This window comes from Desulfocicer niacini, assembly GCF_054657595.1.
Window position 1 is genome coordinate 19,909 of record NZ_BAAHYK010000024.1, and the last position, 19,512, is coordinate 39,420.

The following is a 19,512-nucleotide window of genomic DNA, read 5'->3' on the forward strand; positions in this document are numbered from 1 at the left end:
GTGGTTACTCGTGTACATACACGGAACAACCAATTTGTGAAGAACCCCGTTAATGGTGCTGACTACTTTAAAATGGGCTTCATCAAATGTAAATCATAATGTCTTTTTCCTGGAGCCAGGTTCAACATCAGATGTTCTTATGTATTTTGCATCCAGGAGTACACCGGCGGAATATCATCGGATTCAGGTTCACTTTTTATATCCAGGAAGATGGGGGCTTTGGATTTGAAGGCAATGTCAAGCCCCTGTTCCAGCTGCTCCACGGTTTCAATGGACAAGGCCTTTAATCCAAATCCCTCTGCCACCTTGGCCGGATCATTGGCATTGAAATCCACGGAAAAATAATTTTCTTTGGAATGAAGTTTCTGCAGGGCCTTGATCCAGCCAAAGGCGCTGTTGTTAAAATGGATGAGAACGGCAGGGATATTGAGCCGGGAAACGGTTTCCAGCTCTCCTGCGGACATGCCAAGGGAGCCATCGCCGAACAATCCCACAAGTTTTGCATCGGGCCTTGCAAAATGGGCACCCACCACGGCGGGAATAGCATAGCCAAGGCCACCGTAAGCCCGGGGAATAATAAATCTGGAATTTTTGGCTGCCAGTCTCAGATACCGGGTGGTGTAGGGGGTGGGGGTACCGGCATCGGAAATAACGATGGCGGTTTCGTCAAGGTGTCGGTTCAGCTCGGCAATGATGCGATGGGGTTTTAAGGGCGTGGTATCCATCTGGAAATTTTTTTCGGCTTCCTGCCAGAAAGCCTGGCGCTGGGCGTTGAGATCATTGAGCCAATCTGATGCCTGTCTGTGGGCGGTTTTCCCCTTTAAAAGGGTGAGCAGGTCTTCCACCACCAGTTTTGCATCCCCGGCCACACTCAGGGTGTTGGGAAAATTATTGCCCAGCATTTCAGGATTGAGATCAATCTGGAGAATTTTGCGGCCCGGTTTGTCCGAGGGCATGGTCCAGTTGATGGTGGACACGGAACCCATTTTGCAGCCGATGTATAAAAGAACATCTGCCTCTTCAATGGCCCGGTGGGCATGGGGGTGGAAACCGTTGTCGCCGATGACGCCCAATGCCAGGGGATGATTGTCCGGCATGATACCCTGGCCGGATATGGTGGAGACCACCGGGGCCGCCATCCATTCTGCCATGGATTGAAGGGCATCACCGGCCTGGGAATGGTTGGCACCACCACCTACAATGAAGGTCAACTTTTTGGCTTCCGCCATGTGAGTCACCATTTTCTCCAGTTCCACCCGGGCACCCCGGGTACGGAATGCCGGGTAATGGGTGCAGTTTTCATCGCCATAAAGGGGGAGATCTGTTTCGGGCAGTTCACCGTACAGCACCTCTTTGGGAACGGCCAGGTGTACCGCACCGGGGCGACCTGTGGTGGCGATTCTGAAGGCCCTTCGCATCACCTCGGGGACTTTTTTAACATCTTTCACCACATAGGCCCATTTGGTGATGGATTCAAAGAGTTTCTGGGTATCAAGTTCGGTGATGGTCTGTTTTCCTTCCCCGGAAAGCGGCACATCGGATGTGATGGCGATGACGGGAATGGACGATGCATTGGCTTCGGCCACACCGGGTACCGTGTATAGGGAACCAGCCCCGGAGGGGCATTCGCAGATGCCGGGTTTGTGGCTCAGGCGGGCATAGGCATCGGCCATGAAGGCCGCTGATCTTTCGTCCTTGGCCATAACATGGGTAAGGTCTTCCATGTTTTCATGGAGTGCTTCATACAGTTTTATACTGGTATCTCCGGGCACGCCAAACAATACCTTGACCTGGTATTGTTTTAACATTTCGACAATGGTTTGAGCGCCATTCATTGCAGACTCCTTGCTACGAAATTAATAATATCACAGGATTTTGATGCTCTCTTAACCCTGCTTCTAAGTAAATGCAGTTGGATTCTCAAGTCAATGTCACCAGGCTATGATGTGTCTTGAAAACCGTGGGTGGATTTCTTACCGCTTCATCAAGTTCAAGTGTTGATAAAATAAATTATTTAATTAATTTTTTAATAAATTATTTTATAAATAAATTGCATAAAAATTAAGCCATGTCAATATGAAAATTAAATTTGTTATTTGTGACATTAATTCAGTGCATTAGTGAATACCTTTTGGGGGTGTTTATTGGTCTTTAATCAGGTTAATGTTTTAGCTGGAACAGGATACTCCTTGCCATTTTTATGGTTCTGGCATATTAATCTCACATAAATTTTTGGTGGGCGCATTCCCATTTTCCCGATTGTGGGTTTCATTTACAATGGGGGCAGGCTTGCATTATTGGCATTATCGGTTATTTTGGCTTTTGCACAGGCCGTGGTCGATAACGCCAATGACACAAACCTGATGATTCCTTTGGGCTTAAAATCAGATCCATAGAATGCTATGATGATGCCGGGAAAATGGGAATGCGCCCGATTTGGATGGATCACGTTATTGCAAATTGTTTTACCATGGTGCGGATAAAAGGACATTTATGCCCCGGAAAAAAATTGAAAAAGAATCTGAGAAAACAGACCTGACCCAGAAGGCTTACATGGCCATTCGTCAGATGCTGTTTTACAATGAAATCCAGGCAGGGCAGAAGATAAAGTACAAAGATCTCTCCTCCCGCATCGGCGTCAGCATGACCCCTGTTATCCAGGCCTTGAAATGGCTGGAGTTCACCAACATTGTCCGGCATGAACCCAACAGAGGCTATTATGTCAATGAGATCAGTGTGGCGGAAGTGGTGGAAGTGTACGATACCCGACTGCTTCTGGAAGTTTCCCTGGTACCCAAAATCATAAAAAATGTAGATAAAGAAGGGATTGAAAGCCTTAAAATTGCCTTTGAAGACTATAAGGAAGCGGTGGCAGAAGATAATTTTTACAAGCGTATCATGACGGACATGAAATTTCACATGACGTTGGCGGGTCTTTCCGGGTGTACCATCCAGGTGAAAATGCTCCAGGAACTCATGGATGTGTTGTTGCTTCGGTACAGCCAGAACCTTGTGTTTTTAAGTGTTACCGACACCTCTTTACCGGAACATGCTAAAATTTTTGAAAGCCTTGAAAACCGTGATGAAGCGGCACTGGAAGCCTGCGTCAGATTTCATGTGGATACGGTGCGCAATCATATTATCAAGGGGATGAAGCGCTTGATTGTGGATAAGAGGGAACTTTTGTAGGAATCGAAGAAAATAGTGATCGTCGTTTTTTGACGTTTTTATATGAAAATTTTTCTATATTTTTGAAATGATTAGAGTTTTGTTTTTAGTTTAGGTTGGTGTTTATAGCCATGTGGGTTATAAAGAAAAGGCTCCTTGGGGAGAATATCGTTCCCCAAGGAGCCTTTAACTATTGATCATGAATTTTGATGGTACACTGATGCTACAGGCTTTTTAAAAACAGCCCAGGCCAAGTTTTTCAAGGGTTTCAACCGTGGGAATGCCATTGTTATCCCAGCCCTGAACCTTATAATAGTCATCCAGCATGGCCTGCAGATCACAGGTTTGTCCCTTGGCAGGACCCCCGGGCAGCGGCTCATCGGTGATGCGTTTGGGCAGTGAATCATCCTTTCTGTCAAACCCTGCTTTCACAAGGAACATGCGCTCTGCATTGGTAATGCGTGCGGCCGCCAGGTTCAACTCTTCAATGGTGTAATCAGCCCCTGTGGCGGTGTTGAGATAGGTCAGCATGCCCGTGGGGGACATGGTATTGTTCTTTTCCGCCAGCATTCTGGCACCGAAAAAGATGCACAGTCCTGCTGCATCCACAATGGCTGACAGATCCTGAATGCACTTTGTGGGTGCAGCCTTTCCCTCTGTGACCAGGGGGTCCATGGAAAAAGTGGTACCAAAGATTTCAAAATAAGCTGGGTCGCCGCGCATGTGGGAGCCGCCTATGGGAGACGTGGCATAGGCAAGGCCCATGGCCTTTGCCCCCCGGGGTTCATATCCCGGAAATTCCTGTTTTTTGGAAACCATGGCAAGTTCCGGATGGCCAAATCCATCGGCCAGGCGATAACTGCCATCGGCAAGCTTGTTTCCAAATCCTTCACGATAGGCGGTCTGACGGGTCAGTTCCACCAATGCTTCGCCATCCCCCCATTTAAGGGATCGCCCCACTTCGTCTTCGCTTACATAACCGCGATCCACAAGTTCCATGGCACAGGCCACGGTGGCACCCATGGTGATGGTGTCAAGGCCCAGCTCATTGCACAGATAATTGGCCTTGGTGATGGCGGCCAGGTTATTGATCATGCAGTTGGAGCCCATGGCATAGACGGTTTCATATTCCGGACCTTCACCTTCTCCTTCAAATCCGGGTTCGGTCACTTTGGTGATTCTGGCGCATTTGATGGGGCAGCCAAAGCAGCCCTGGTTTTTCACCAGATATTTTTCGGTGAGGGTGGTGCCCTGGATATCTTCCCAGCCGTCAAAGGTGCCCTGCTGCCAGTTCTTGGTGGGTAGAATTCCCTTGGACTGGGTGACAGCCACCACACCGGAGGTGCCGTTGATGGTCAATCCCACCGGGGTTATTTTGGCTTCGTCGGTGTATTGTTTTAAAATTTCCTGGTTGAATTCCTTGAACGCGTCGGGGTGGGCCAGCTCAATTTTATTATTGCCCAGTACCACAACCCCCTTGAGGTTTTTGGAACCCATCACGGCACCCACACCGGATCTGCCGGCGGCCCGGTGCTTTTCGTTCATGATGCCGGCAAAAAGCACCTTATTTTCCCCGGCAGGACCGATGCAGGCCACCCGTGCTTTGGGGTCTGTTTCTGAAAGCAGCATGTCCGTGCTTTCCGGCACGTTTTTACCCCAGATGTGTTCAGCACTTTTCAGCTGTGCCTTTCCGTTGTTGATCCATAGAAAAACGGGTTTTTCCGATTTTCCCTTGAAAATAACACCATCGTAACCGGCACGTTTTATCTCCCGGGGCATCATGCCCCCGGAGTTGGAGCAGGTCACAGCCCCTGTCAGGGGCGATTTGGTCATCACCATGTACCGTGCGCCGGTGGGGGCCCCGGTGCCGGTTAAAGGGCCTGTCATCATGACCATGAGGTTTTCAGGGGAGAAGGGATCACAGGTGGGATCCATCTCTTTGTTGAGGTAATAGATGCCTATTCCTCTGCCGCCGATGTAATCTTTGACAACTTTGGGGTCCAGAAGTTCATCTTCCAGGACTCCGGTTGTCAAATCTACACGGAGAATTTTACCGATCCATCCTTTCATACTTTAGTCTCCTTTAGATAATTGGGACTTCTTTACGACATCGGACTGTTTTAAAAAGTTGCATTAAATTCTGTTTGGTTGTGAGGCTGACCCAGTGTTTTCGGTGGGGGTAAAAAAAGGGCATAGCGCTACAATTGCAGAAAATAACCGCTTGTCTTAACTTGCTTTTTATATGTTATAGTATGTGTATCATATAATGGAATAAAAATTAAATCAATATCAAAAAAACAAAAAAACCGAAAAAAATATTTGCTATCCTTCATCCCCGTTTTACACTTTCTGGAGCAATGGCTCCATTTTGAATATGGACTGAAAATTAAAAACAGAGGTATTGGGTTGATTTTTATGTTATCTGAGAAATTGTGGAAAACAGGGGCCTTGATCATGGCATCGGGCAGCTGCCATGGCAAAGCGTGTGTTATATAAGGAACACATTATGTGGTGGCAGATCGAAGAACTTCTGGCTGACAAGTAATAAAAGGGAGAGGAGAAAAAAGTGAAAAATAGAATCCGCTATGCACCACTTCTGGATAAAATCAGTGATCCAGCTCAAGCTGCGGCTCATATTGTTGACGGTACCAACCTGTTTATTTCCGGGTTCACCGCCGGATATCCCAAAATGATTCCCATGGAACTGGCCCGTCGGGTCGAGCAGGGCGAGCAGTTCAAAATTAATATTTATGCCGGTGCCTCCACCGGTGAACTGGTTGATGGGCTCTTATCTAAGACGGGTATCGTCAAATGGCGTCGACCGTACATGAGTGATCCTTTCATGAGAAAAAAGATCAATCAGGAAGAGATTTTTTTTAAGGATGATCATCTTTCCCGGCTGGCTTCCCAGGTTCGATCCGGGGACTGGGGAAGGGTGGATGTTGCTGTGGTGGAGGCCCTGGCTATCACGGAAAAAGGTCATCTGGTGCCCACCATGTCCGTGGGAAATACACCTACCTATGTGAAACATGCCGATAAGATCATCATTGAAATGTCTGAAACAGAGCCCGGAGGCCTTGAGGGCATTCATGATATTTATATCCCCGAGGACCCGCCCTATCGCATGCCCATTCCCATTTATAGAACCTCGGATAGAATCGGCAAGCCATTTATAGAAATGGACCCCAATAAGGTGGTGGCAATTGTCCTCAGTGGTGAAAAGGACAGTTGTCCTGTCTTCCATGAACCCGGGGATATTCCGCTGTTGATCGGAGAGCGGATACTTGATTTTATCCGGCATGAAATGCAAAGGGACCGGCTGCCAAAGGCCCTTCCCTGGCAGGCTGGTGTGGGGGGCATTGCCAATGCAGTTATGAGTAAATTCATGGAGGATGACTTTTTCCATGACCTGGATCTGTACGCCGAAGTAATTCAGGACAGTGTGCTGGATCTCATTGATATGGGCAAGATCCGGGCCGCCTCGGCATCTGCCATGACCCTGTCGGAAAAGGTCAAGGAACGCTTTTTCAAGGAGATTTACCGATACAGAGAGAAGATTGTTTTAAGGCCCGTGGAGATTTCCAATTCCCCTGAGGTGATCCGACGTCTGGGGGTGTTGGCCATCAATACGGCCCTTGAAATTGACATCTATGGCCATGTCAACTCCACCCATGTCATGGGCTCCCAGCTCATGAACGGCATCGGTGGTTCCGGAGATTTTGAGCGTAACGGTTCCGTCTCGTTCATGGTGAGCCCCTCCACAGCCAAAAACGGATGCATCTCCGCCATTGTACCCATGGTGAGCCATGTGGATCACTCGGAGCATTCGGTGGATGTCATTGTCACTGAGTATGGGCTGGTGGATACCAGAAATCTTACCCCCCGCCAGGTGGCCGAGGCAGTTATAAAAAACTGTGCCCATCCCGATTACCGAGATTTGTTGTGGGACTATTACAGCCGGGCCGTACATAAGGTGGGTGGCCATGAACCACATCTTCTGGGAGAGGTATTTGCCTTTCACCAGCGGTTCATGGAAAAGGGTGATATGAAAATTTAGGGATTGATCACAGGGCGGCCACCTGCCCCTTTTCCAACCCGGCCGATCCTGTGATTAAATTCAAAAGGAGATATGGAGTTACCAGCTCTATCTGCCGGACAAGCAGTTGTTGGAATAAAAACTGCGATTGTTCATGGGTTAGGACGGTTGAACCCAGATCCTGAGTTTTTTATCAGGCTCTATGCTTTTGACAACAACTTGTATTTTAAACTTATTTCCAATAAAAACACCAATAACTCAATCCTGCCCCCTCTCCAAAGTACCCCGCCTGATTTTGGAGTTTGCTTTTTCACAAAATTGAGAGTATGTAGTGGCCAATTTCGGCCTGTTTGTCCTTTCTTGAGAATAGTTTTCTGGGCGTGAATATCTATTCGCAGACGGGACACGCATTGCCTGCTATTTTTCTCCTCAATTTGTTTTTTAAATTTTTTGGAGCCACCCTGTAGCACGGAGTCATGTCTGACGCCGTCCCCATTACACAGAAAAAAATTGGAAGATAGGGCATCCCTTTAATTGCCGCTTGACACTTTCTGACGCTTCACCCCCATTCCCGGGGTTTTCTGTATGGAAAAAATGTCAATTGCGTTTGGTGCTGTATGAAGGTTGCCCAATAGGTTTTGTTCATTGATAAAATCCAATGAAATGAGCCGGGTGGGAAAGATACGAAAAATGTTACTTGGCAACCGATTGTTAAATAAAAACGCTTACGATGTAAGCCTTTTTGTGGGTTACAAAGCACCAATGATCTATGAATACCCATCCGGATCAGAACAGGGAATTGACATTGCAGTTTCTGAGGCCAAACACATTTTTGCAGTCAAGGAAATCGGTAGTGTCTCCTTCCAGATTGAAGTAGAAGAAAGGGACAGTTTTTATGAAATTATGGACGGCCACCTGCCAGAGAATAGCATGGATTCTGAAGACCTTTTCAGCATTGCGATAAAGGAACTCCCCGCCACAGGGTTTGCACAATACTTTTAGATAACTGTAAAATAAGTCGTCAGTCATAAGTCCTTCAATTTGCCACTACAACATGTGTTGATTTAAAGTTAAAATCAACACATGTTGTATGAAAAAAGAAAACTTAGGATTCGTGCGAAAATAATATCATTCACTAATAGGCACGCTTCATTTCTGCTTTACACTTTTCAAAGCACTGCCCTCTTCTCTCCTACCATTATAAATGGCTTACCGAATTTTTTAAAGAAAGAGCTTGACTGCCAGCAGATTTATGGGCGTTGTGGGGGGTGCCCCCCCATGCCTGAACCATTTTCTCTTTCCAATCCTTAATTTTCTGCTTCTCTGTATCCGGGGAATATGTTATACGAAGTTGTTTCTTTGTATAAGAACGCATGGACGTGATCGATCTGAATATGCCGGATTGATAAAATATTCAGACCGGTGACCCGCCGTAGCGTCAATTCCCATCCACCATACATTTAGGGTTTGCTCATAATATGGGCCACCCGTCACACTTGATGGGCCAACGGGGTTAGGTTATGTGGTATTGCTTGAGTTTTTTATCAGGCTCTATGATTTTGTCAATTATCTGTGTTTAAAGTTAAATTTAAACAAAAGCACCAATAACGAACGCCTGACCCCACCCCAAGTGGGCCATGTTGGGGTCAAGCCCTACATTTCAATGCGCCTAATGGTGTGTTGCGCTGTACCTGCAACCGGCATCCATTAAGATGATTTATGGTACGAAGTTGATGCAGGGATGGCATGGGGGCGGAAGAGGATTTGATTTTTTTTTACAGGAAAGTCCCTTGAAAGTATGAGGGCTTTCTGGAGATTGGTTGCGGGCAGGCCCGGTTTCCGGGACGGGTAATGTCCATGGCAGTTTGTTGCTTTAAACATTTTTAAGCTTGAGGAGAAAGGATTCATGGGAAAATCAGGTCGATTGAGTATGATTTTAATTTTATTGGTCATCTGGTCGTTTTCAGTTGCCGGGGCATATGGAGAGGTCCTTTTCGGGGATAATTCCATGGTCAGACAGAAGTGCGCGGCCTGTCACAAGCCGGACCCCCAGGGCCGTCTGGAGGTCATTGAAGGCACAAGAAAGAGCACAGAAGAGTGGAAGGTGGTTGTGGATCGAATGATTCGACTTAACAGTGCCCAGCTGGATGATGCGGATTTCTATCCCGTGATCAAGGAGTTGAGCAAAACACTTTGCCTTACACCCGGGGAATCCAAAAAAATATTTTATATCTTTAGTGATGAAAACAGCCAGTACAGGGAAATTCCCAAAAACGATCTGGATGTCCGGATTTATACGGCCTGCGTGAGATGTCATACCTATGGTAAACTTGCATCCCACAGGATGGGTAAAGATCAATGGGATGATATACGTAACCTGCATCTGGGATATTATCCCACGGTGGTTCCCCAGATGCGTGAAATGAACTGGAAAAAAGAATCCAAAGAGTTGAGCGAACATCTGGCAACCCTGTTGGGCTTTGAAACCAATGATTACAGGCAATGGCTGAAAGATAGGAAAGATCAGGACCTGAAAGGTTCATGGATCGTGGCCGGATACCAGCCGGGCATGGGCTACTACAGCGGCACCTATCATATCTCTGCCGATACTGCCCGGGGAGAAGATGAATATTTCATTGAAAAAACCGTGCAGTACCAGAACGGTTTTACCATCTCCAGCACGGGGACAGGAACCCTTTTCAGTGAATATCATCTGCGGTACCAGATGGCGCCAACTCCCCTAACCGGAAGGGTTGAAGGGGTTTTTGATCTTGATGCAGGCACAATGGGCTTCAGCGGAAAATGGTGGACGGTTGTCCAGGATTCCAATGCATATGGCAATGAGTCATTTTATAAAACATCGGCTTCCGGCAGAATTATTGCCGCATTTCCCCAATCTCTGCGGGTGCTTCCCGGCCAGGATCAGACCCTTGCCCTGGTGGGTGTCGGGTTTGGAGAAAACCTGAAAATGGGGGATATTCAATTTTCTGATCCCCGAATTACGGTGAAAAAGGTTTTGAAAACCAGCGCATTCCAGGTTGTCTGCAGTGTTAATGTGGATGAGGGGGCTGCCATCGGGGTGTCGAAGGTTAATGTTCAAGCCCTTAATTTCAATGGTCTTAAAATCTATGACCGGATTGATGCCATCCGTATTTCCCCCAGAATCGGAAGAGCCAGGGTGAGCAGCGGTGCGGCCTATCCCCCCCAGGGCGTTCAATTTGTGGCCAGGGGAATACATTTTGGCGCGGATGGAAAAGAGGGGACACCCGATGATCTTGTTCTTGAGCCGGTGAATGCCACATGGGCACTCGAAGAAGAAAAAACCGGGGAGGATGATGACGACATGGAATATCTCAACACCTCCATCGCCAATGGACTTTATACCCCTGTCACCACCTATGGTCCCATCAAAACCCGAAAACAGAATCGTGAAGGTATCGGCCTCATAGCTGTCAGGGCAGAGCTGAAAGATAGCGGCAATATGTTCAGTGACCGGGTGAAACTTGCCGTTACCGTACCTGACTTTATAACCCATTTAAAATAGGATCACGGATGGAACTCGTTAAAACAGCCGTCCATAAAAGGTTCCAGGCAGATGGGAAATCGTTTATCTTTCTGACCCCCATGGGTACCGTGTTTGAGCTCGATGGCGATATGCAGGCCATCCTTGACCACGACCTTATGAAAGGGAGCTTTACCCAAAAGGAATTTTATTCCCGCCTGAAAGGAACTCGGGAGGAGAAAAACGGGTGGTGGGCAACGCTCACAAAAAATCGTGTTTTTGTCCCGCACAGCGTTGCTGGCAATGGTGCTTTAAACCGGGATATGCATGGGAAGGGACAGGTCCCTTTAAAAACATTGGTTTTGCATGTTACCCAGGCCTGTAATCTTGGTTGCCATTATTGTTATCACAACCCGGAAGACGAGAGGGGGACAACCCCTTTTTCGCCCCTGCCCATGAGCATTGATGCCGGGAAGAGAGCTGTGGATTTTCTGTTTGAGATGTCCGGCCCGCTTGAAGAGGTGGTTGTGGTTTTTTTTGGTGGCGAACCCCTTCTCAATGTGAAGCTTATTTCCCGACTGACGGATTATGCAGAAGACAGGGCAGTGACGCTTGATAAAAAGGTTTCGTTTGCCATCACCACCAATGGAACCCTTTTGAGTCAGAAAAACATAATGTTCCTGAATTCACGCAGGATTGGAACCACCATCAGTCTGGACGGCAATAAAGACGAGCATGACCGTTTCAGGCGGTTTCCCGATGGTTCTCCATCCTATGAGGTGATTGAACCCGGAGTCAGGGCATTTCTTGATTCCAAGCCGCCAAAACCGGTGGTGGCAAGGGTCACCCTTGTACAAGAGATCGGGGATATTGCCAGTACCCTTCACCATCTGCTGGACATGGGGTTTTCCGAGGTGGGATTTGCACCGGTGACCACCGCACTGGATGATTTCAGGCTTGATGCCCGGCAGATGGGTCACCTGCTTGAACAGTTCCAGGTACTTTCTGAAACCTTCGTACAGATGGCCCGAAAAGACCAGTTTCTGGGGTTTACCAACCTGGTGGACTTGATTGTCACCCTCCATGAAGGCGAGGTGAAGCACTATCCGTGTGGTGCAGGCATCGGCATGTTCTCGGTTGATCCCGGGGGAAAGCTTTTTTTGTGCCAGCGATTGACTGGGGATGATGCAGCCATAATGGGAGACGTCTTTTCCGGTTTTGATCAGGAGAAGCTTGAAAGCTTCAGGGCCAGGGCCGCTCTTGATAAAAGGGATGTCTGCAGTGAATGCTGGGCAGCCACAATATGTGCCGGTGGATGTTATCATGAAGCTAAGATCAGGCAGGGCGATCTTATGGCCTCCAATGTTCACTATTGTCAGTGGATTAAAAAATGGATTAGCACCGGGCTTTATACTTACGGTAAGTTGATGAATGATTGTCCGGATTTTCTGGATAAACTTTCCATGCTGAGGGGCCATGAACCGCTGTTTCATCATCCTGTTTAACGACGGTGTAATGTATATGGCCCTTATTATCAGCCACAACTAAAAATTAAATTCTAACAATATTAAGGTGTTGTGTGGAATTTTGTATAAAAATATATGAGGTGATAAAAATGAAAAAGAAAGGTCTCAAGCCTGTTAACAAGAAGGCAAAAAAAATCGAGCATGAGGTCAAAGGGATGGCAGATGATAACATTATGACCGGCATGCCCATTGGATGTACCACAATTTTTGATACGGGATGGGAGACAAATCCGCGTCCTGAGACTCCCATGGGCAATTGTATGTCCAGTGCCCGGGATTTTTCCGCCTGTTCCGGTACCTGCTGGTGGCCGGCCCAGACACCGGACAATGTGACTAATTTCCCAGATTATCAGAATCAGTGCCAGGCCATTGAAAAGGATTGGAGAAATTTGAACTTTGTGATCAAAAGATAGATTGTGATCAAAAGATAAATTAAGGAGAGACAACCCATGAGAATGAATAAAAATAAAATTGCATTGATCGGCATCATAATCTGTCTTTTTATGGTCTTGAGTGCCCCGGCCATGGCCGCCGGAGATTATATTTATGCCGTGGTGAACAATGCCGTTCAGGTGATAGACTGTGATTCGGATACCGTTATAAAAACAATCAAGTATAATGATTTTATCATCAATACCGCATATTCCCCCGACGGTTCCAGATATTATTTAAATGCGGTTCATTCCATTTATGCCATTGATACCACCACAGACACATTGATCGACACCTACTCTTTTTCCTCTGAGCTGAGCAAGGTGTCCATCTTTGGCATGGCGGTGTCCAATGACGGTAAAAAACTCTATATCTGCTGCTCCATTGTAAAGAAAAAACAGAATATTCCAAAACTCAATGTCTTGCCCGATCAGCTGGTGGTGTACGATATCAAGTCCCGGAAAATGATCAAAAATTATCCCATCCCAACCAGTTATGCCCAGCCCGTTGTCATTAAAAACGATGATGATCACCTGATCCTGGTGGGACAGGATATCGACCGGTTTGACCTTAAAACAGGAAAACGGGAGCAGCTGCTGGGATTTTTAAACACCGCAAAACCAGAAGAGATGAGAAACTGCCTTGCCAACTGGCAGCCGGGCAGTCCCGGGGATCATGGTATCTTTGTCAATCCCTATTACGATGCAAAGGGCCTTGGATATTTTATTATCGATAAAAACACCGGGAAGCTCTCTGATTTAAGGGGAAAAGATGTGTGGTTTGCCTATTCCAGCATATTGTCCCCGGACAAGAAATATATCTATGGAGTCATGGATGAACTGATCAAGGTGGACCGCTCCACGGGAGAAACCCTAAAGGCCGTACCCCTTAAAACCGGAACCAACTACACCGTGGCCATCTCATCGGATGGAAAAAAAGTGTATGTGGGACCCGGGGGGCCGGATATGAGTGTGTATGATGCCGAATCTTTGGAATTGTTGACCATTATTCCCCTGATGGCCGACGGCGTGGCAAGCCTCCGGTTGACCAAAAAATAGTGCTGGCATGGGGGGCGGGCCTCTGGTGATCTGCCGTATTGATTATACGTCAACGTAAGGAGCCTGGCCCCTCAACAGAAGATAATGGGGGCTTGATAATAACCGTGGCCGTTTTGAATGAAATTTCGTGCCTGGGGCGGTCTGTTTAATGATCAAGACCGCTGATGATTACAATACTTGTCTGACCCTTCTTTAAGATTCCGGATCATCAACCGGGATGATACCTCCAGATGGAAATGAGATATTTGTATGAAATTCAAACAGTTTTTTAAATCTAATAAGAGAATAGTGCTGCTATTAGCCCTGATCCTGTTTCCGGTGATCGTATTGGCCTCCCATGAACTTTCCGTGGTCTATCTCCAGGATAAAACCTGTGTCATCTGCCATGAAATGAAAGATCCCATTGAAAAATGGAAGGCCTCGGGCACGGCCAAAAACCATGGCAATTGCGCAAAATGCCATTTTGACTCGGGCTTTGACGGCTGGATGCACATGAACAAATCGGCATTAAGGTTTCTGGTGGAACACTTTGATCGGGATCCCCTTGAGCCCATCAAGCCCAAAGAAGAGCCCCTGTTTCTTGAGGAGGGAAACGAGCCCGGATACTGGAGCCATGTCCCCAACAGCCGCTGTTTCAGCTGCAAGAACGTGGAAAATCACCAGCAGAGGGATCAGGTGAGAATTCATAACAAGCTGATTAAAAACATCGCTTCACAGCCGTGTAAGGATTGCCACAATCATGAGATGCGCAACGGTCAGAAATTTTATGAAAAAATAACTTCACAGGAGAGTCAGGCCGGTTGATGGACGCATGCAGGGGAGAGAAAATGGAACTGGCATGGCATATGGTTAAAACCGATACCCATGGGGATCTTGTCCAGGGGTTCAACCAATTTGGGTCGACCTGTGCGGCATTGATGGACGGCCGGGCGGGTGTAAAGCCGCAGTTGCCCCGCCCCCGTCGTCTGTATGTGGGGGATGAATTTTGCCCGGGCCGATTGCCCGGTGTGGATGACCTGCCGGGTTTTTTAAGACTGGCGGATGAAATGGGCCTGGGCCTTACCCTTTTAACGCCTGTTCTAACTGACCAGGGCATTGAGGAATGCAATCCCTTGTTCCAGGATCTGAAAAAATGGAATCCCGGCGCCGAGGTGGTGGTCAATGACCTGGGTGTGCTGTTTTATCTCCAAAGGGAATATCCTGATTTTCAATTGTCCATGGGCAGACTTTTCAATAAAGGGTTCAAGGACCCCCGCCCTGACGTCAACAAGGCTTTAAAGTCCAGTGGCGCCGGATCGTTTCTGTCCCATTGCTCCTTTAACCAGCATAATATGCTGGATTTGGCCCGATCTCTGAATATTAAACGGTTTGAGCAGGATCTCCTGCCCCATGCAGACCCTGGCGATATGGGTACAGGCTTAAAGAGATCCGTTTATTTTCCCTTTGGTTATGTCACAACGGGCAGGGCCTGTTTCATGGCAGGGGTGGTTCATGGACCCGGTGTCCGGTTTAAATACAATAACGGTTGCCCACTGCCCTGCACCAGGCAGGAACTTGAGCTGAATCATCCCCATTGCGCCCGCCCCCTGTTCCAGAAGGGCAACACCATTTTTTATCGATATACCCCTTCCATGGTGGCAGATCTTTTTAAGATCGCCGGTGCCCGTGGCCTGCGCCTGGTATATCAGGGAGGTATGAGATGAAAATCGTGACTCCCATCAGCTCCATATCAGAGTTGGACATGCTGTTGCACAACGGGGCCGACGAGCTCTACTGCGGGCTTGGTATCCCGGAGTGGGACGAAATGTTCGGACAGGACCTGTGGATTAACCGCAGAAGTCCGGATCGGGCTGGTCTACATTCTTTAGAAGAGCTGGAGAGTATCGTGGCTGAGGCCCGAAGCGCCAGGGTAAGGGTAAGCATTACCCTTAATGCATCCTTTTATCCTGAAAACGCCATGGACTGTATCCTGCGCCTGTGTGATAGCCTGGTCAAAACCGGTGTGGACAGCCTGATCGTATCGGATTTGAATTTTCTGATGGCCCTTTCCAGGATAGAACTGCCCGTCAGGATACATCTGAGCAGCCTTGGCAGCTGCTTTAACTCCCATGCCGTTGATTTTTATCGATCCCTTGGGGTCAAAAGAATTATCCTGCCCCGCCAGCTGACCCTGCCGGAGATGGCCTCCATTGTAAAGAGCTGTTCAGACCGGATGGAGTTTGAAGTGTTTACCCTGAACGACGGCTGCTATTTTGAGGAGGGGTTTTGCCAGACCAGTCATGGGCTGGGGCCATTTTGTCTCACTAACTGGGATATCACCCCCCTTTATCCTGCTGGCACATCGGATGAAAACAAGCTGATCCCAAGCATGCTTGATGCCAGAACCGAACATTTCAAATCTTACCTGTGGTTTCAGAACAACTGTGGTTCGAGCTTTCAACAGGATGGGCTTCCCAATGGCCCCTGCAGCCTGTGCAGCTTCTGTGATTTCAGGGAGTGGGGGGTAACGGCGGTTAAAATTGTAGGTCGGGAGGCCTCTTTTCACAGAAAAATGGGAAGTCTGCAGCTGGTGAAAGCTGTGCGGGATAAAACAAGAGCTCTCAAAGACAGGGACAGGATTGAAAAATATGCAAGAGACCTTCGTAGGACCCCCGACTACTGCGATGCCGGATACATGTGCTATTTCAGAAAAAACTGAACGGGAAAAACCTTTTCGGGAACAGGTCCGGTACCTGGCCGCCTATCTTGTTCCCCACCGGCGGGTGTTGATCCTTTCCCTTACCTTGAGCATCCTCAGTACCGGGCTTGGACTGGTACAGCCCTATTTTGCGAAAATTCTCATCGACCGGGTATTTCTGGAACATCAGCCACAATATCTTGTTCCCATACTTTCGGCTCTGATCGTGCTGCTGTTGATCAGTTTCGGCATCCGGGTGGGGAACAATTATATCTATACCCGGTATTCTGCAGATATCCTGTTTACCATGAGAGAAGAGCTGTTTGCCCATCTCCAGAGAATTCCGTTGATTTTCTTTTCCAGCAATAAAACCGGGGATATTTACTCCAGGATCGCCTCGGATATGGCGGATATCCAGGCATTGGTCACTGATATTTTTCCAAGATATCTGTTTGACGGCTTAACCTTTCTTATCACAGGGGCGATCCTGTTATGGTTGAACTGGCAAATGGCCCTGATGAGCCTGGTGTTTCTTCCCGTTGCTCTGTTTATTGTGCACCGGTTGAAACCTCGATTGTACGAACTTTCCAATGATGTGGCCAAAAGCAATGCGGATATTGCCCATTTTTTGTTTGAATCCCTTGCCAATACTGCCATTATCCGGGCGTTTGGTGCGGAAAAAGCCGAATCGGAAAAGTTAAAGAATAAGCACTCCACCGTTTTGGGTTTTCTTCTGAAATCTCAGATTTTGGGAGCGGTTTCAGGTTCTGTAAACACGGTATTTGGCATTGTAAATTCCCTTATTGTATTTGGCTTTGGCGGATGGAAGCTCCTTCAAGGGGACCTGACCATCGGAACCCTGGTGGCTTTTTCCGTATATCAGGGACGGGTGTTCGGCCCGCTGCAGGGTCTTCTTGACGGTGTGCTTGCTCTGCAGAAGTCCAGGGTGGCCATGAAACGGGTCCGGGAGATACTTGATATTCCGCCTGGTTTTGAAGAAAGCGGGGATCAGATCCTCACCGAGGAGGAGGTCAGGCAGGATATCATCATGGATCATGTTTATTTTGCCTATGACAGGGAAAATCCCGTCCTCCGGGATATCTGTCTTACGCTTCCCCATGGGAAAATTATCGCAGTGGCCGGTGAGAGTGGGGTTGGCAAGACAACCCTTTGCCACCTGCTGCTTAAGCTGTTCCGGCCCGACTCCGGGACCATCACCTGGGCTGGCCGGGACATCCAGGCATTTGACCGGCAATGGTTTAGAAAACAGGTGGCCGTGGTTTCCCAGCAGACCTTTCTTTTTCATGCCTCCATATTGGAAAATATTAAATTTTTTAAGGCAGATGCCACCATGGAAGAGGTGAGGGCCGCCGCCGGGGCAGCCCAGCTTGAAGGCTTCATTCAGGGACTTCCCCATGGCTATGACACCGTTATCGGTGACCGGGGGACAAGGCTTTCGGGGGGACAGAAACAGCGCCTTGCCATTGCAAGGGCTATACTGCAGAATCCCAGAATACTCATCCTCGACGAGGCCACCGCGTTTCTGGATGCAGGTGTGGAACATCTGATCAGGCATACACTCCATGAATTGATGAAAGATAAGACCATACTCCTGGTCAGTCACCGGCAGAGCTCCATTGAAAGTGCGGATACACTTATTCTTCTGGGGAAACAGGGGGTTGTCTACCATGGCCCCGTAAAGGCGTTTGCCCATGGAAAATGATATCGCCATTATTGACAGCGGGGTCAACCCCAATCATCCCCATGTACAGGAGGTGTCGGGAGGGCACGGCTATGTTCAGGGGGCAGGGGGGATAGTCATGAAAAACAATGATTTTATGGATGAGATCGGGCATGGTACCGCCATTGCCGGTATTATCCGGAATTCGGTTCCCGATGCTGCACTTTATGCCGTTAAAATATTTAAAAGGGAACTTGGGGCACCGGCTTCCCTTCTGATCGAAGCGTTGAGATGGGCCATAGAGCAACGGTTCAGGATTATTCATTTGAGCCTTGGCCTGGAAAGTGAGCAGCACGTGGAGCCGCTAAGGCAGCTTTGCCGAACCGCCCATGCCAGGAATATTCTGATTCTGGCATCGGCCAGGAGCCCCCACGACAGAATTTATCCAGCCTGTTTTGAAACGGTCATCGGTGTTTGCCGGAGCCTTGACTGTGACTGGGGCCGGGTGGTGTTTTATCCTGGTGCTGCCGTTGAATTCGGAGCCCATGGACAACCCAGACCCATACCCGGGTTACCCCAGGAACAAAATTTTTCAGGTCACAGTTTTGCCGTGGCCCATGTTACGGCCCTGGCTGCGCGGCTTTTACGGGAAAACCCGTCAAAAGATCCGGGCTGGCTTAGGGACTGTCTGGTCCGGTCAGTTACTGCCTGCCCATCCTGATTTCAACCACATCCTGGAAACGGCTGACCATGAAATATCGGTTTACAGTTACCCTGAACATGGCGGTTGCCGGGTCGGTGGCAAAGCCTTTCAGGTGAGGATGTCGTTGAAGATAAAGGGCCAGGTGCTGATTTTTTTCCGGGCCTGAAATTTCAGTGGCAGTGCCGGTGGCGGTGACGGAAACGGCATCCTGAATGTCCGATGGCTGGTTACGGCTGTTGTTGACCAGCAGGGCCACACGGGGGTTTGCCATGAGGTTGGCATATTTACGGGTGGCGGTGGGGGTCAAAAAAAACAGGTGATCAAGGGGGGCATCGGCGGCAAAAGCCAGGAGACTGGCATAGGGCTGCTGGTCTTTTTGTGTGGCGAGAACCGCCAGGGCTTCGCCGTCAAACAGGCTTTTTATTTTATCCAGTGTCCGGGCATCTTGTGTGTTCATGGAGGCTCCCTTTATCTGTTCGATATTTTGGCATCTTTCAAAATTACTTTACACTTTTTTTGATCATTCTCCATTTACAGAAAAATTCTTCCAAAGACTGTAAAGTTCTTTTGAGGCTGTATGAAGGATGCCAACATTTTGATCATAAATTTATCATTTTCTAAAAATCTGTTTCATTTAACAAGAAAATTATATACAGCATAAGGAATCGTTTCTGTCGAGTTTTTTTATGATCATGACAGATATTGGGTTGGGTCACAACATGGGCCGTT

15 protein-coding genes are annotated in these 19,512 nt (G+C 48.1%); 12 read left to right on the forward strand and 3 right to left on the reverse strand.

Annotated elements, in window-relative coordinates:
• Positions 1-137: 137 nt before the first annotated feature.
• Entirely contained in the window at positions 138-1,835 is a 1,698-nt protein-coding gene (locus tag ACYQ2M_RS14010; protein WP_459916980.1) for a thiamine pyrophosphate-binding protein, read from the reverse strand.
• 658 nt (positions 1,836-2,493) lie between these two features.
• Between ACYQ2M_RS14010 and ACYQ2M_RS14015 the strand changes: the two genes are divergently transcribed.
• A complete protein-coding gene (locus ACYQ2M_RS14015; protein WP_459916981.1) occupies positions 2,494-3,189 on the forward strand; it encodes a GntR family transcriptional regulator in 696 nt (231 codons plus the stop codon).
• 213 nt (positions 3,190-3,402) lie between these two features.
• On the opposite strand, the gene ACYQ2M_RS14020 is transcribed toward ACYQ2M_RS14015, so the two are convergent.
• The gene (locus ACYQ2M_RS14020) at positions 3,403-5,238 is read right to left on the reverse strand and encodes an aldehyde ferredoxin oxidoreductase family protein (protein ID WP_459916982.1); all 1,836 of its coding nucleotides are present in this window, start codon (positions 5,236-5,238) and stop codon (positions 3,403-3,405) included.
• A gap of 496 nt (positions 5,239-5,734) precedes the next feature.
• Here ACYQ2M_RS14020 and scpC point away from each other — a divergent pair, with 496 nt between their 5' ends.
• The 11 genes from scpC to ACYQ2M_RS14075 all read left to right on the forward strand — a co-directional run bounded on the left by scpC (position 5,735) and on the right by ACYQ2M_RS14075 (position 18,801).
• The gene (scpC, locus tag ACYQ2M_RS14025; protein WP_459916983.1) at positions 5,735-7,225 is read left to right on the forward strand and encodes a succinyl-CoA:acetate CoA-transferase ScpC; all 1,491 of its coding nucleotides are present in this window, start codon (positions 5,735-5,737) and stop codon (positions 7,223-7,225) included.
• A 651-nt stretch (positions 7,226-7,876) separates the two neighbouring features.
• Positions 7,877-8,206 (forward strand): hypothetical protein, encoded by a 330-nt coding sequence (locus ACYQ2M_RS14030; protein WP_459916984.1) that lies wholly within the window; start codon positions 7,877-7,879, stop codon positions 8,204-8,206.
• Between the two features lie 904 nt (positions 8,207-9,110).
• On the forward strand, positions 9,111-10,748 hold the full coding sequence (gene peaA / locus ACYQ2M_RS14035) for a quinohemoprotein amine dehydrogenase subunit alpha (protein ID WP_459916985.1): 1,638 nt from the start codon (positions 9,111-9,113) through the stop codon (positions 10,746-10,748).
• A gap of 8 nt (positions 10,749-10,756) precedes the next feature.
• Positions 10,757-12,211 (forward strand): SPASM domain-containing protein, encoded by a 1,455-nt coding sequence (locus ACYQ2M_RS14040; protein ID WP_459916986.1) that lies wholly within the window; start codon positions 10,757-10,759, stop codon positions 12,209-12,211.
• A gap of 110 nt (positions 12,212-12,321) precedes the next feature.
• Positions 12,322-12,645: a quinohemoprotein amine dehydrogenase subunit gamma gene (gene qhpC / locus ACYQ2M_RS14045; protein WP_459916987.1), complete on the forward strand. Its 324-nt coding sequence runs from the start codon at positions 12,322-12,324 to the stop codon at positions 12,643-12,645.
• 36 nt (positions 12,646-12,681) lie between these two features.
• Positions 12,682-13,722, forward strand: a complete 1,041-nt coding sequence (locus ACYQ2M_RS14050; protein WP_459916988.1) for a hypothetical protein — start codon at positions 12,682-12,684, stop codon at positions 13,720-13,722.
• A gap of 249 nt (positions 13,723-13,971) precedes the next feature.
• Entirely contained in the window at positions 13,972-14,526 is a 555-nt protein-coding gene (locus tag ACYQ2M_RS14055) for a hypothetical protein (protein WP_459916989.1), read from the forward strand.
• On the forward strand, positions 14,523-15,425 hold the full coding sequence (locus ACYQ2M_RS14060) for a hypothetical protein (protein WP_459916990.1): 903 nt from the start codon (positions 14,523-14,525) through the stop codon (positions 15,423-15,425). Before ACYQ2M_RS14055 ends, ACYQ2M_RS14060 begins: the two co-directional genes overlap by 4 nt.
• Positions 15,422-16,420, forward strand: a complete 999-nt coding sequence (locus ACYQ2M_RS14065) for a U32 family peptidase (protein WP_459916991.1) — start codon at positions 15,422-15,424, stop codon at positions 16,418-16,420. Before ACYQ2M_RS14060 ends, ACYQ2M_RS14065 begins: the two co-directional genes overlap by 4 nt.
• Positions 16,386-18,122, forward strand: a complete 1,737-nt coding sequence (locus ACYQ2M_RS14070; protein WP_459916992.1) for an ABC transporter ATP-binding protein — start codon at positions 16,386-16,388, stop codon at positions 18,120-18,122. The genes ACYQ2M_RS14065 and ACYQ2M_RS14070 overlap by 35 nt, the downstream gene beginning before the upstream one ends.
• Positions 18,112-18,801: a S8 family peptidase gene (locus tag ACYQ2M_RS14075; protein ID WP_459916993.1), complete on the forward strand. Its 690-nt coding sequence runs from the start codon at positions 18,112-18,114 to the stop codon at positions 18,799-18,801. Before ACYQ2M_RS14070 ends, ACYQ2M_RS14075 begins: the two co-directional genes overlap by 11 nt.
• Here the strand turns inward: ACYQ2M_RS14075 and ACYQ2M_RS14080 are convergent.
• Positions 18,782-19,240: a pyridoxamine 5'-phosphate oxidase family protein gene (locus tag ACYQ2M_RS14080; RefSeq protein WP_459916994.1), complete on the reverse strand. Its 459-nt coding sequence runs from the start codon at positions 19,238-19,240 to the stop codon at positions 18,782-18,784. The genes ACYQ2M_RS14075 and ACYQ2M_RS14080 overlap by 20 nt on opposite strands.
• Between the last annotated feature and the right edge of the window lie 272 nt (positions 19,241-19,512).